This window comes from Aliiroseovarius pelagivivens, from assembly GCF_900302485.1.
Taxonomy (GTDB): Bacteria; Pseudomonadota; Alphaproteobacteria; order Rhodobacterales; family Rhodobacteraceae; genus Aliiroseovarius; species Aliiroseovarius pelagivivens.
In genome coordinates, this window is sequence record NZ_OMOI01000001.1 from 1,240,843 (window position 1) to 1,254,596 (window position 13,754).

Here is a 13,754-nt window from a genome sequence, read left to right on the forward strand (position 1 = left end):
CCTAATCCGGGCCCCAAGGAAAGGACATGTCATGACTGACTATCCCGTAAACACCGACCTGATCCCCGAAGTGAAAGCTTTCTTCGAGCCGGATTCGAACACGATTTCCTATGTGGTCAAGGACCCGACCTCGGATGCTTGTGCGGTAATCGACAGCGTCATGGACATTGATTATGCCGCTGGCCGTATCTCGCATGAGCATGCCGATGAGATCATCGCGTATATCAAGGCCGAAGGGCTGAAGCTGGAGTGGCTGATCGAAACGCACGTCCATGCTGACCACTTGTCGGGCGCGCCCTACATTCAAGAGCAGTTGGGCGGCAAGATCGGCATTGGCAGTCAGATCACTGTTGTGCAGGACGTGTTCGGAAAGGTCTTCAACGAAGGTACCGAATTCCAGCGCGATGGCAGCCAGTTTGATGCCCTTTTCGAGGATGGCGATACCTACAAGATCGGCAACATGGACGTTTTTGCCATGCACACGCCGGGTCACACGCCCGCCTGTATGGTGCATGTGATCGGGAATGCTGGTTTCGTGGGGGACACCTTATTCATGCCGGATGGTGGCTCGGCCCGTGCCGACTTCCCGGGTGGGGACGCAGGTATCTTGTATGACTCGATCCAGAAGGTTCTGGCTCTGCCTGACGAAACCCGTCTATTCATGTGTCACGACTACGGCCCCAATGGCCGTGACATTCAGTGGGAAACCACTGTGGCCGATGAAAAGGAGCACAACATTCATGTGGGTGCCGGGAAAACGCGCGAAGAATTCGTGAAGTTCCGCACCGAGCGGGATGCTCAGCTGGACATGCCGCGCCTGATCATTCCATCGCTACAGGTCAACATGCGTGCGGGCGAGATGCCCCCCGCAGATGAGGACGGAAAAACCTTCCTGAAGGTTCCCGTAAACGCGCTTTAAGAGGTTCCAATGCAAACCAGGAAACTAGATGACACCATCACGGTGTCCCATCAGATTGCGATCGAAGATGTGCAAGCCATTCGCGATCAGGGGTTTACTCTGCTGATGTGCAACCGCCCGGATGGTGAGGATCCGGGGCAGCCCAATTGGGCAGACGTCCAAGCTGCGGCCGAAGCCGTGGGGTTGAAGACGGCCTTTCTGCCCGTGAGCTCGCGAGAAGATGCAATCGCCATGCGAGAGCCATTCCTGGTCGAAATGGCGGCCGCAGATGGTCCGGTCTTTGCCTATTGCCGAACCGGTACGCGATGCGAAATCCTGTGGACTCTCTCCAACAGCTGATCCGGTCTGGCATCTGCCAACTGGCTTGAAATAAACGGAAATTTGCCATGAATGTGATCAAGGCTATGGCGGCGCGTGGCGCTGCCCTTGGACAGTATGCGCCAATTCTTGACTGGGGGCGCCGGTATGATCAGGGGGCGTTCTCTGCCGACCTGTTGGCGGCGGTGATCGTGACGATCATGCTGATCCCGCAGTCGCTGGCCTATGCGCTTTTGGCAGGGCTTCCGGCAGAGATGGGGCTTTATGCCTCGATCCTGCCCTTGGTTGCCTATGCGATTTTCGGGACGTCTCGGGCACTGGCCGTTGGCCCGGTCGCCGTGGTCAGCCTGATGACCGCCGCTGCCATTGGCAATCTCGAGCTGGCCAGTCAGGCTGACTACATCGCGGCCGCGATTACTTTGGCGTTTCTGTCTGGCCTGATCTTGCTGGTCATGGGCGTGTTCCGTCTTGGCTTTCTGGCGAATTTCCTGAGCCACCCCGTGATTGCAGGGTTCATCACCGCATCGGGCTTGCTGATTGCAACCAGCCAGCTGAAGCACGTTCTGGGTGTAGAGGCACACGGGCATTCTTTGATCGAACTCATCGGGTCGCTTTTGGCCCATTTGGGGCAGACCAATCTGATCACGCTGCTGATTGGCGCGGGATCTGTCGTGTTCCTGTTTTGGGTGCGCAATGGGTTGAAACCCCTTTTGATGTCCCTGGGGCTTGGTGATCGTCTTGCGGGAAGTCTGGCCAAGGCTGGCCCCGTGGGTGCCGTGGTCGTGACCACATTGATCAGCTGGGGTTTTGATCTGCAGTCGAAAGGTGTCGCCATCGTGGGTGATGTCCCGCAAGGGCTGCCGCCTTTGACCATGCCCAGCTTTGATGCGGATCTGTGGACCAGCCTGTTTGGGTCGGCGCTTCTGATCTCGATTATCGGGTTCGTCGAGTCGATCTCGGTCGCACAGACACTGGCCGCGAAGAAACGTCAACGCATCGTACCTGATCAGGAACTTGTGGGCCTTGGGGCCTCAAATATTGCTGCGGCTGTATCCGGTGGCTATCCGGTGACCGGCGGCTTTGCCCGGTCGGTTGTGAACTTCGATGCGGGCGCCGAGACGCCCGCCGCTGGGGCTTTCACAGCCATCGGGATCTTGTTGGCGGCGATGTTCCTGACACCACTTCTGTATTTCCTCCCGAAAGCGACGCTCGCCGCGACCATCATCGTCGCCGTGCTTGGGCTGGTGGATTTTCACATCCTGAAATCCACATGGCGCTATCACCGCGCGGATTTCACCGCTGTTCTGGCCACGATCCTGCTAACTTTGGGGTTCGGGGTTGAGATTGGCGTGTCCGCCGGCGTGGTCCTGTCGATCGTGCTCTACCTCTATAAAACCTCGCGTCCGCATATCGCCGAGGTCGGTCTGGTCCCGGGGACCCAGCATTTCCGGAACATCGACCGGCACAATGTGCAGACCCATCCCGAACTTGTCACACTGCGGCTGGACGAAAACCTCTATTTCGCCAATGCGCGTTATATCGAGGATTATTTGCTAGAGCGCACCGGTCGTGGAGGGCTGAAACATGTGGTTCTGATGTGCTCGGCCGTTAACGAGATCGACCTGTCCGCGCTTGAAACGCTGGAAGAGCTGGATCGGCAGCTTGCCGACAGCGGCATCACACTCAGCCTGTCCGAGGTTAAGGGCCCTGTCATGGACCGCCTGCAACGCACTGATTTTCTGGATCACCTGTCCGGGGATGTCTATCTGACCCAATACGCTGCAATGCGTGCGTTGGGGCCCGTGAACTAGGGGCGACGCTGCGTCATCCGGGGCAGGGTGGTCAGATTTATTGAACGCTTGTACAATTCTTGCTAGGGCCGATCCAACATTTACGGAGGGTTCCCTATGCAGATCACCGAAAACACCGTTGTCACCGTCTCGGGCGGAGCATCCGGTCTGGGCGGCGCCGTCGCCGAGGCTTTCGCCGCCGCAGGTGCCAAGGTTGGCATTTTTGACCTGAATGAAGAGGCCGGACAGGCCATGGCAGAGAAGCTGGGCGGTGCCTTTGCCAAAGTGGACGTGTCGGATCCTGCATCCGTTGCAGAAGGCTTTAAGACGCTGCGCGCGGCGTTGGGCCAAGAACGTGTGATGGTGAACTGCGCCGGGATCGCACCCGCCGCCAAGACCCAGTCGAAAGGCGAACCGCACGACGCGGGCCTTTATGCCAAAGTCATCGGTGTAAACATGATCGGTACGTTCAACTGCGCCAGCCAAGCCGCCGCCGGCATGGCGATGGCTGACCCGGTCACGGATGACGGCGAGCGCGGCGTGATCGTAAACACCGCTTCGATCGCAGCCATGGACGGCCAAGTCGGTCAGTTGGCTTATGCGTCCTCGAAGGGCGGCGTGGTTGGCATGACCTTGCCGATGGCGCGCGACCTGATGCGCGACGGCATCCGCGTGATGGCCATCGCACCGGGTATCTTCAAAACCCCGATGGTCGCCGGTCTGCCGCAAGAGGTTCAAGACAGCCTTGGTGCTCAAGTTCCGTTCCCCTCGCGCCTTGGTGATCCTGCCGAGTTCGCGGGCATGGTCCGCCACATCGTCGAAAACTCGTTCCTGAACGGTGAAGTGATCCGTCTGGACGGTGCCGTGCGCATGGCGCCGCGCTAAGAGTTATTGGCCCGGGGGGCGGGCGACCGCCCTCTGGCATCCCGCGCGCAGATCCCCTATGTAGCGCGCGATGAATACGCAATCGATCATACGCCAAGCCGCCCGCCTGTCCGTCGCCCCGATGATGGACTGGTCGGATCGCCATTGCCGATATTTCCACCGGCTGATGAGCCGTCACACGCTTTTGTATACGGAAATGGTTACCGCACCCGCCTTGGTGCGGGGAGGCGCGCTGCATCTTCTGGATTACAACACCGAAGAGCATCCCATCGCTGTTCAACTTGGCGGGTCGGACCCGAAAGAGCTGGCCGCTGCCACGAAGCTGTGTGTCGAGCGCGGCTATGACGAAGTGAACCTGAACGTGGGGTGCCCCTCGGACCGCGTGCAGTCGGGCACGTTCGGTGCTGTGTTGATGCGCGATCCCGGGTTGGTGGCAGACTGCATGGCTGCCATGAAAGATGCGGCACAAGATATTGAAGTCACTGTGAAATGCCGCATTGGCGTGGATGATCAAGACCCTGAAGTTGTGCTGCCGGACTTCCTTGAAAAGGTCTCGGACGCAGGCGTCAATCGTTTCACCGTCCATGCACGGAAAGCCTGGCTTCAGGGGCTCAGCCCGAAGGAAAACCGGGATATTCCGCCCTTGGACTATCCGCTGGTCCACCGCATGAAAGAGGAGTTTCCGCATCTTCATCTGTCGATCAACGGGGGCATCACGACGTTGGATGAAACCCGTGCGCATTTGGATGTGATGGACGGGGTAATGATCGGCCGTGCCGCCTACCACGACCCGGCAACCGTATTGTTGGGCGCAGATCAGGCGATCTTTGGCGACACCGCGCCCGCGCGCACAGCGCATGAGGTTGTCGAGGCGATGTATCCCTATATCGAAACGCGCATGGCCGAGGGCATCCGTCTGCATTCGATCACCCGTCATATGCTGGGCATTTTCACCGGGCGCCCCGGCGCACGGAAATGGCGGCGTATCCTGTCCGAAGGGGCGTCGAAACCGGGGGCAGGGGTTGCGCTGGTCGCCGAAGCCCTGTCATCTGTGCCTGAACATATCCCCGCTGACTGAGGCCACCCATGCCCGATCTATCCTTGCTTCTTCCCATGACCGCGTTGTTGGCCGCGATTGGGGCTTTTGCGGGTGTCTTGGCTGGGCTTCTGGGCGTGGGCGGCGGGATCGTTCTGGTGCCCGCGTTCTTCTATGCGTTCTCGGCGCTTGGCTATGGCTCGGATCAGCTGATGCAGATCTGTCTCGCGACCTCGCTTGCGACGATCATCGTGACCTCGGTGCGCTCGGTCCTGTCGCATAACAAGAAGGGCGCGGTGGATTGGGGGATCTTGAAGGCTTGGGCGCCGGGCATTGCAGCAGGCGCGCTGATCGGTGTTATTGTGGCCTCGGGTCTGAAATCTGTTGTTTTACAAGCCATTTTTGGCGTTCTGGGCTTGTGTATCGGAGCTTATCTCGGTCTAGGCAAAGCCCATTGGCGTCTGGCCGAGGATATGCCCAAAGGCCCGCGTGTTGCGATGTTCGCCCCCGTACTAGGCTTTTTGTCTGTCCTGATGGGGATCGGCGGCGGCAGCTTTGGTGTGCCCTTGATGACCCTCCACGGGCGGCCCATTCACAAAGCGGTTGCGACGGCTGCCGGGTTTGGTGTGCTAATTGCAGTTCCATCCGTTCTTGGGTTTCTGTTCGTTCAGATTGACCCGGCGCAGCGACCGCCATGGACCATCGGGGCCGTGAACATTCCCGCCTTCGTGCTGATCGTGTCGATGACCCTGTTCACCGCGCCTTTGGGGGTGAAGCTGGCCCATGCAATGGACCCTAAACCTCTGAAACGCGTGTTTGCTGTGTTCTTGACACTGGTTGCGCTGAATATGCTGCGTAAAGCATTGGGATGGTAGACACCCTGCGCGCAGAGTTTGATCGCAAAGGGTGGATCAGGTTTCCCCATGACGACGCCATCGTGCGCTGGGGTGAGCATGTCTATCCGCTTGCGCTGAAGGCCCGAAATGATCCCGACCAGATCGCCAATTGGTTGCGCGCGGGCGGAACTTGGTTTGTTGGTGTGAATGCCATCGACAATGACAGCGCAGGGCGGGTGAGCGGTGGTCCCGCTTTGACCGGCCCATTGCGTGACTTCATCGATATGCGCTTTGGCTGGCATGATCTGGATAAGGCGCAAGCATCGATCACTTATCCGGGCTATCCCCAGCCTGATCCGCAGGACAGTGAGGCAGCGTTTCGTTATCGCCGAGACCGCGATGCCGCGCATTTGGACGGGTTGAAGGCAGAGCTGCCGGGCGGAAGGCGCTGTGTGGACGAGGCACATGCCTATGTCATTGGCATTCCTCTGAACAGGACCGATGAGGCCGCCAGCCCGCTGGTCCTGTGGGAAGGCAGCCACCTGATCATGCGTAAGGCGATGGAAGCCGCGTTCGCAGACTTGTCAGACCATCAGCTGCGCCGCCACGATGTCACTCAGGCCTATCAAGCCGCACGCCGCGAAGTGTTTGAAACTTGCCCGCGCCTTGTGGTGCATGCCAACCCGGGCGAGGCCTATCTGCTGGATCGTTTCACCCTGCACGGGGTTGCTCCATGGGAAGACGAGGCCAAAGCGCCGCCAGAGGGGCGCATGATCGCCTATTTCCGCCCAGATCTGCCCGGTGGTGTACGTGAGTGGCTTACTCTGCCTTAGAGGCTCCGTCAGCCGTCAGAGCGGCGATGACTTGAGCGCTAAGTGGGCGTTTCGTTTTGCCGTCGTGTTCTAACGTGACCACAACGGTTTCACCGCCACACCGCAGCTCTCCGTCCACGAAGATCCCGTATTCCAGCACGAACGAGCTGTTGCGGAAACTGGCGGCGCGCGCGGCGATCACATAGGTTTCGCTCAGAAACATCGGTTTGAAATAGCGGGCAAAATTAGTGGCCAGCACAACCTGAGGATCGTTTTCCGAGTCGTAGCTGGTGATCGCATGCGCGTGGAAATAGGGGATGCGAATATCCTCGAACCAGCGCAGATAGACGATGTTGTTTACATGGTTCAGCGCGTCCAGTTCGTGAAAGCGCACCCGGTCTGCTTGCCCAAAGTTCCAGCCTTCCGGCACGCCAGCGGTCTTCAATTGCTGGGCGTTCAGGGGGGTGACCAAGGGAATGTTTGGAAGCGGATCGGACATGAAAACCTCGGACATACAATCACATTGGGGGATTGGAGCGGGTGAAGGGAATCGAACCCTCGTCGTCAGCTTGGGAAGCTGCTGCTCTACCATTGAGCTACACCCGCCTTACCCCCTTGGGCTACGCCAAGGGGTTGGGAAGTTCAAGCGATTATCAGGCTTATCCCCGACGGCGACGGCGACGGCGGCCCCCACCGTCTTCGTCCCCACCACCGGTGTTGAAGCTGGGTTCCGGCAGCTCGACCACCGTCCGTAGGATCGGGAACGGGTCCGAGGAATTCGGCATCGCGGACGCATTGACGAAATGCTCTTGGAACTTGGCCTCCACGGCGGTTTCGATCTTGGTGATCTTGCGAACAGTATCTTCGATTTCCGCACGGGCGGCACGGTTCAGAAGTGCAATACGCGCCCCAGTGCCTGCTGCGTTGCCAGCAGAGGTTACCTTGTCCAGCGGGCAATCCGGGATCATACCCAGAACCATCGCGTGCTTGGCCGAGATATGCGCGCCAAACGCGCCTGCCAGCACCACGCGATCCACGTTGTCCACACCACGTTTATCCATAAGAAGACGCGCGCCGGAATAAAGCGCCGCCTTAGCCATCTGGATGGCGCGAATGTCGCCATTGGTGACGGTGATCGGTTTCTGATCTTCGTCCCCATCCCACAGGCGATAGGCGTTGGTGCGGCCATCCGCAAAGCAGCGGTCTGTTCCCGTTTGCTCGGTCGATCCGATCAGCCCACCTGCGTCTACCAGCCCGGCCATGCGCATTTCTGCGATCACCTCGATGATACCAGAGCCACAGATGCCGGTGACACCGCTTACGGCCGTCGCCGCAGCAAAGCCGTCTTCGTCAGACCAGATATCCGAACCGATCACGCGGAACCGTGGTTCCTTGGTGACGGGGTTGATCTCGACCCGTTCAATGGCGCCGGGGGCTGCGCGTTGTCCTGCGCTGATCTGCGCGCCTTCAAAGGCAGGGCCGGTGGGGGACGAACAGGCAAGCACGCCCTCCTTGTCGCCCAACAGGATCTCGGCATTGGTGCCCACGTCTACGACCAGCACGAGATCCTCGGATTTGTCAGGGGCTTCGGATAGGGCGACGGCGGCCGCATCCGCACCCACATGACCCGCAATGCAGGGCAGCATGTAAAGGCGGGCAAGCGGGTGAATTGAGAGGTCCACATCAGATGCACGCAAACGCATCGCGTCCGAGGTTGCCAGCGCAAAAGGCGCTTGTCCCAGTTCAAACGGGTCAATGCCAAGGAACAGGTGGTGCATGACGGGGTTACAGACCACGACTACATCCATAATCAGGGATTTGTCGATCTCGGCATCGGCAGCGATCTGGGTGAACAAGGCGTCCATACCTTCGCGCACCGCAGTGGTCATTTCCTGCGCGCCGTCGCTGTTCATCATCGAGTAGCTGACGCGGCTCATCAGGTCTTCGCCAAAGCGGATTTGCGGGTTCATCAGGCCTGAGGACGCCACGACCTCGCCCGTCGACATGTCACACAGATGCGCGGCGATGGTGGTCGATCCAAGGTCCACGGCCATGCCATAGACTGTGCCTTCGTGATAACCGGGCCAGACATGCATGACGCGGGGTGGGTTTTCTTCGTCGCCCAGATGGACGGCGACGGTCACCTTCCATTCGCCCTTGCGCAGGCAAGGTTGCAGGGTCGAGAGGATGTGAAGGTCGGCGCGTACACCTTTGATTTCCCATTGCTCTTCAAGTGCAGTGACAAGACGTTCCAGATCGCCCGAAGGCTCGTGCATGTCGGGTTCTTCGACCTCGACATAGTAGAGCTTCACGACCGGATCCAGCGTGATGTCACGGGCCTCGGCCCGTTTGCGGACCACTTGTTTGTGGACCTGGCTTTCCGGCGGCACGTCGACAACCACATCGCCTTGCACTGTTGCCTGACAGCCTAGACGGCGGCCCTTCGGCAGTCCGCGAATGTCGTCATAGCGCTGCTCGACCTTGTTCCATTCGGACAGAGCGCCTTCCTCGACGGTGACACCGTGCTTGGGGAATTCGCCAAAACTGGGCGTGACCTGACATTTCGAACAGATGCCACGGCCGCCGCAGACCGAATCCAGATCGACGCCCAATTGGCGGGCGGCTGTCAGAATGGGCGTCCCAACCGGGAAGTGACCCCGCTTGCCAGAGGGGGTAAAGATGACCAAAGGATCCTGAGACATTGCGCGCGTCTTTCCTGTTGATTTTCAATCAATTTAAGGAACCCACAAGCAGGCGCAATGCCTGCTTGCGGCATAAATAGTCTGGAAACGCCGTTTTTTGCCCGTGCATGGGGATCAGCGCTCTTGTTCGGCCAGCCAATCCAGAATTGCGTCGCGATCCCCGTCCAAAAGAGGCGCTGCTCCGGGCGTGCGTGTGTCGTCGACGCTGCTCATTTTGATTGGGTTTCCTGCAGCGACGAAGGGCTTTCCGCCATCGGGGGCAGGCAGGTGTTTGACCATGTTCCGCGCCAAGATCTGTGGGTCTTGCATTGCCTCGGCCACGTTTTGAATTGGCGTACAGGGGATGCCTTCGGCTGTCAGGATCTCAAGCCAATGCGCACGCGGGTGGCCCAAGGTCACGGTTTCGATCCGACGGCGCAAAAGCTGCACGTTTTCGCAGCGGGCAAGGTTGTTTTCAAACTCGGGACGGGTGGCCCAATGGGGTTTGCCGATGACCTGACACAGCTTTCTGAATAGGACATCGTTGCCGCAGGCGATGACCATCAGACCATCTGCCGTGTGATAGGTTTCGAACGGGGCGATCGAGGGATGGCGTGCCCCCGAGGGTTCCGGCGGAACGCCGGTTTCGCCAGTGATGGCGATGGCATGTTCGATGATGGCCAGTTGGCTGTCCAGCATCGCCACATCGACCTTCTGACCCTTGCCGGTCTTCTCGCGTTGATACAGTGCGGCGAGCAACCCGTGACCCAGAAACATGCCGGCGACAATATCGCCGACCGAAGCCCCCACGCGGACTGGTTCACGATTTTTTTCGCCCGTAATCGACATAACGCCGCCACGTGCTTGCGCCACCATGTCATAAGCCGGTTTCAATGCGTCCGGTCCGGTGTGCCCAAAACCCGAAACCGCGCCATAGATCAGATGCGGATGACGTGCTGACAGGGTGTCCCACCCATAGCCCAAACGCTCCATGACGCCGGGGCGGTAGTTTTCCATCACCACATCGACTTGTGCCAGAAGCCGTTCGAAGACGGCACGGTCGGTATCATCCTTCAGATTTAGGGCAATGGACTGCTTGTCCCGGTTGATGGTGGCGAAATAGGCGCTGTGACCGTCACGGAACGGCGGAAAATGCCGCGTGTCATCGCCAATATCGGGCTGTTCCACCTTGATCACTTTTGCTCCCAGATCCGACAGGATCATCGAGCAATAGGGCCCCGCCAACACATGCGTCAGGTCCAGTATGGTAATGTCCGAAAGCGGAGGGCAGTTGAGTTTCGACACGATCTAGATCCTTCGATTCACGGGCACTATGGGCAGTTATCGCTCGCGTCATGGTGGTTTCTTTGAGTGAAGTCAAAGTGTCTGGATCATTTTCTGCGCGGGATGCAGAAAGTTTGTCGGCAGGTGCCTGTATGTCAGGTTGCCTTACCAACGCACGAAAAAGCCCGCGATAGGCGCGGGCTTTTGCTTTGCTAGTGCGTCAATTACATGGGGTTGCCCATTTTGTCATAAACGGGCTCGGCCGCGATGGGGGCGGGTTCCGGCTCGGTAGCGCAGGCAGCGAGGGTTGTCATTGCAATCAAAAGAAGTGTGGCAGTAACTTTCATGGATAAAACTCCGATGTTTTCTGTCTTAAAAGGTAATTGCAAGAATTCCGTGATCCCCGAAATGTCGTGATCCTAGGGGCGGAGCTGCAAGCAAAGTAAATGATAGGCAAGTTGGACGATGAAGCAACCCAGCGGGAGTCAAAGTCCGGTTTATCTAGAGTTTTTCCATGGTTTACATATACGTAAAGTAGAAGGCCCACCAAAGTGGCGGGCCTTTTCTTGTGTTCTGGGGACGCGTTTTAGCCGCGACGGCGACGACCGCCGCGACGGCCACCAGCAGCACCTGCGGCGCCAGCATTGGTCGAGTTGAACTTGATCCACTCGGCCCCGCCTTCGTCGTTGTTGGTCAGGAAGTTGGCAGCGCGGATGGCCTCCATTTCCTTACCAGCGCGCGGCTTGGTCGAGCCCAGACCGAAGAGCTGGCAGAAGGTTTCGTCATCCATATCTGCCGGAACCACGATGCCCTTTGCTTCGATCTCGGCCTTCTTCTCGGCCAGCTTCTTGGGACCAACGGGCAGGGCGATCGGGTTCATGATCGCCGAGGTCATGCCGGTCGCCATCGCCATCGGCAGGAACGCGTTGTTGATGCCATGGCGGTTGGGCAGGCCGAACGAGATGTTCGAGGCGCCACAGGTGGTGTTCACGCCCAGCTCGTCGCGCAGACGGCGGTTCAGTTCAAACACCTGCAGGCCAGCGGTACCCATCGCGCCGATCGGCATGACCAGCGGGTCAACGACGATGTCATGCGCGGGAATGCCGAAATCTGCAGCGCGTTCCACGATTTTCTTGGCGACGGCAAAGCGTACTTCCGGATCTTCCGAAATACCGGTGTCGTCATTGGAAATCGCCACAACAGGCACGTTGTATTTTTTGACCAGCGGCAGAACCAGCTCCAGACGATCTTCTTCACCGGTGACCGAGTTCAGAAGCGGGCGGCCTTTGGCGGCTTCCAGACCTGCTTCCAGCGCGCCGGGAACCGACGAGTCGATGCACAGCGGGCAGTCGGTGACGGCTTGTACGGTTTCAACCAGTTTGCGCATCAGATCCGGTTCGACAAAGTTGTTGTCGGCGTAACGCGGATCTTCGGCCATCTTGTTCGAGAACACAGCGCCCGAGTTGATGTCGAGGATGGTCGCGCCAGCGGCAACCTGCGCAAGCGCATCACGCTCGACCCGGCTGAAGTCGTCGCGCTCCAGCTCTTCATTTAGGATTTTGCGGCCAGTCGGGTTGATGCGCTCGCCGATCACCGAGAACGGCTGGTCAAAGCCGATGATCGAGGTTTTGGTCGCGCTTTCGACGATGGTACGGGTCATTCTTGATTATCCTTTGGTCGCGTTCACGTGGGCGGTGTTGTCTCCGCCATGCTCGATGGCCCAGTTGGCATTGGTCTTGATCCCGCCCAGCGGGAAGAAGTGCACTTGGGTGATGTTGAAGTCGGGGTTGGCGGCCTTGTGCAGCGCCAGATCGTTCAGAACGTCGTTCGGTTCATGCGGCAGCAGCAGCTTCGACACGTCCTTGGCGCGCTTTTGCAGCACTTTCAGAGAGGGACCGACACCGCACGCGATGGCGAACTTGATCATGGTCTGAAGCTTGGCCGGACCCGCGATGCCGATATGGATCGGAAGGTTCATGCCACGCTCGGCCAATTCATTGGCCCATGCGATGACCGGTTCGGCTTCAAAGCAGAACTGAGTGGCCAGCGCCATCTCGGCGTCGGTGCGTTTCGAGAATTCTTGTTTCCAGTCCAGCGCCGCATAGGTGTTGGCGCGACCGCCCTTGGGGTCGATGTCCAAGTTTGGCTCGGGGTGACCTGCGACGTTCAGATGGGTAAATCCCGCCTGATCGAACAGGCCAGTTTCCAGCAGCTGCATCGAGCTGTCGAATTCGCCAACCGGCTGGGCTACGCCGCCTGCAAGGATCAGGCCCTGCTTGACGTCGGCTTCGCCCTGATACTGGGCAATCCAGTCGGCCAGCGTGGCTTTGTCTTTGATAATGCGCGCCGGGAAGTGGGGCATCACGTCGAAGCCTTCTTCTTTGACGCGTTTGGCGGTGGCGACCATGTCTTCAATCGGCGTGCCTTCGATATGGGCGATATAGACCCGCGTGCCTTCTGGCAGAAGGTCACGGAAGTCTTCGACCTTGCCAGCCGTGCGGGGCATGATTTCGATCGAATAGCCCTTCAGGAAGGCCTGAAGTTCGGGGGATGCGGCATTGGCCTGACCATCGGTCGGCTTCTTGCGGAAGTTTAACAGCGCCATGGCTGCCTCCTTGATAGAGGGTGGGATCAAGCCCATCCGTCGTTGCCAATCAGAGCGACCAGACGCTCTTTGTCATATTCCGCATCCAAGCGCGCAGCCTCGGCCGTCGCGATTTCTTGCGGGTCACCTTCGACAGAAAAAGGTTCAGCCTTGCGCCATTCCGCCAGATAAGCGTCGCTGTCTTTCGCGTTCACTTTCATGGCGGCCCGGTCAATGGCCTGTTCGAACCGCTCGGGCAGGGGGGCTTTGCTTCCCCGGCGTCCTTTGCCGACGATCACTTGGGCGGGAATGTCCCTCCAATAAACGATGGTGACGTCTGGCATTGCGATTCTCCCTGTTCTTCGTTCTCTATTCGTAAGCGCGCTTGCCGGTTGGCTTGTGTCGGTTTTCGACACGCCGCGTTTCACAAGCGACTTCGAAGCCCCAACCGAATTCACGTTCAAACGATCCGCCCCCTTGGAATACGGAAAATGAGCGGCGCAGGCCATGCCGTCCGCCGTGAAATCCTTTCATGTTGATTATGACATGCGAGTGTTACATTTGCCGCCTTGCAGGGATTGCCAGCACCGGCCATGCACCCTATCTTAA

General features: G+C 58.8%; 14 protein-coding genes and 1 tRNA gene. 7 read left to right on the forward strand and 8 right to left on the reverse strand.

Annotation, left to right across the window (positions count from 1 at the left end):
• Positions 1 to 31 precede the first annotated feature (31 nt).
• The 7 genes from ALP8811_RS06095 (at position 32) to ALP8811_RS06125 (ending at position 6,617) form a co-directional block, all read left to right on the forward strand.
• The gene (locus ALP8811_RS06095; RefSeq protein WP_108856253.1) at positions 32 to 919 is read left to right on the forward strand and encodes an MBL fold metallo-hydrolase; all 888 of its coding nucleotides are present in this window, start codon (positions 32 to 34) and stop codon (positions 917 to 919) included.
• A 9-nt stretch (positions 920 to 928) separates the two neighbouring features.
• Positions 929 to 1,258 (forward strand): protein tyrosine phosphatase family protein, encoded by a 330-nt coding sequence (locus ALP8811_RS06100; protein ID WP_108856254.1) that lies wholly within the window; start codon positions 929 to 931, stop codon positions 1,256 to 1,258.
• Between the two features lie 47 nt (positions 1,259 to 1,305).
• On the forward strand, positions 1,306 to 3,048 hold the full coding sequence (locus ALP8811_RS06105) for a SulP family inorganic anion transporter (RefSeq protein WP_108856255.1): 1,743 nt from the start codon (positions 1,306 to 1,308) through the stop codon (positions 3,046 to 3,048).
• A 96-nt stretch (positions 3,049 to 3,144) separates the two neighbouring features.
• Entirely contained in the window at positions 3,145 to 3,912 is a 768-nt protein-coding gene (locus tag ALP8811_RS06110) for an SDR family oxidoreductase (RefSeq protein ID WP_108856256.1), read from the forward strand.
• A 70-nt stretch (positions 3,913 to 3,982) separates the two neighbouring features.
• Positions 3,983 to 4,990, forward strand: coding sequence for a tRNA dihydrouridine(20/20a) synthase DusA (gene dusA, locus ALP8811_RS06115; protein WP_108856257.1), 1,008 nt, complete (start codon positions 3,983 to 3,985; stop codon positions 4,988 to 4,990).
• Between the two features lie 8 nt (positions 4,991 to 4,998).
• Entirely contained in the window at positions 4,999 to 5,823 is an 825-nt protein-coding gene (locus tag ALP8811_RS06120; RefSeq protein WP_108856258.1) for a sulfite exporter TauE/SafE family protein, read from the forward strand.
• On the forward strand, positions 5,817 to 6,617 hold the full coding sequence (locus ALP8811_RS06125) for a hypothetical protein (RefSeq protein ID WP_108856259.1): 801 nt from the start codon (positions 5,817 to 5,819) through the stop codon (positions 6,615 to 6,617). Before ALP8811_RS06120 ends, ALP8811_RS06125 begins: the two co-directional genes overlap by 7 nt.
• Here ALP8811_RS06125 and ALP8811_RS06130 read toward each other — a convergent pair.
• From ALP8811_RS06130 to ALP8811_RS06160, 8 genes are all read right to left on the reverse strand, one after another.
• Entirely contained in the window at positions 6,604 to 7,110 is a 507-nt protein-coding gene (locus tag ALP8811_RS06130; protein ID WP_108856260.1) for an acyl-CoA thioesterase, read from the reverse strand. The genes ALP8811_RS06125 and ALP8811_RS06130 overlap by 14 nt on opposite strands.
• Before the next feature lie 18 nt (positions 7,111 to 7,128).
• Positions 7,129 to 7,202, reverse strand: a tRNA-Gly gene (locus tag ALP8811_RS06135).
• Between the two features lie 53 nt (positions 7,203 to 7,255).
• Positions 7,256 to 9,298: an ASKHA domain-containing protein gene (locus ALP8811_RS06140; RefSeq protein ID WP_108856261.1), complete on the reverse strand. Its 2,043-nt coding sequence runs from the start codon at positions 9,296 to 9,298 to the stop codon at positions 7,256 to 7,258.
• Between the two features lie 114 nt (positions 9,299 to 9,412).
• Positions 9,413 to 10,582 (reverse strand): CaiB/BaiF CoA transferase family protein, encoded by a 1,170-nt coding sequence (locus ALP8811_RS06145; RefSeq protein WP_108856262.1) that lies wholly within the window; start codon positions 10,580 to 10,582, stop codon positions 9,413 to 9,415.
• Between the two features lie 203 nt (positions 10,583 to 10,785).
• Positions 10,786 to 10,908 (reverse strand): hypothetical protein, encoded by a 123-nt coding sequence (locus ALP8811_RS16490; RefSeq protein WP_281260696.1) that lies wholly within the window; start codon positions 10,906 to 10,908, stop codon positions 10,786 to 10,788.
• Positions 10,909 to 11,147: 239 nt separating this feature from the next.
• Positions 11,148 to 12,221, reverse strand: a complete 1,074-nt coding sequence (locus ALP8811_RS06150; RefSeq protein ID WP_108856263.1) for a methyltetrahydrofolate cobalamin methyltransferase — start codon at positions 12,219 to 12,221, stop codon at positions 11,148 to 11,150.
• Between the two features lie 6 nt (positions 12,222 to 12,227).
• The gene (locus ALP8811_RS06155) at positions 12,228 to 13,166 is read right to left on the reverse strand and encodes a methylenetetrahydrofolate reductase (protein ID WP_108856264.1); all 939 of its coding nucleotides are present in this window, start codon (positions 13,164 to 13,166) and stop codon (positions 12,228 to 12,230) included.
• Positions 13,167 to 13,192: 26 nt separating this feature from the next.
• Positions 13,193 to 13,489 carry a virulence factor gene (locus ALP8811_RS06160; RefSeq protein WP_108856265.1) on the reverse strand — a complete coding sequence of 99 codons (297 nt, stop codon included), beginning with the start codon at positions 13,487 to 13,489 and terminating at the stop codon, positions 13,193 to 13,195.
• Between the last annotated feature and the right edge of the window lie 265 nt (positions 13,490 to 13,754).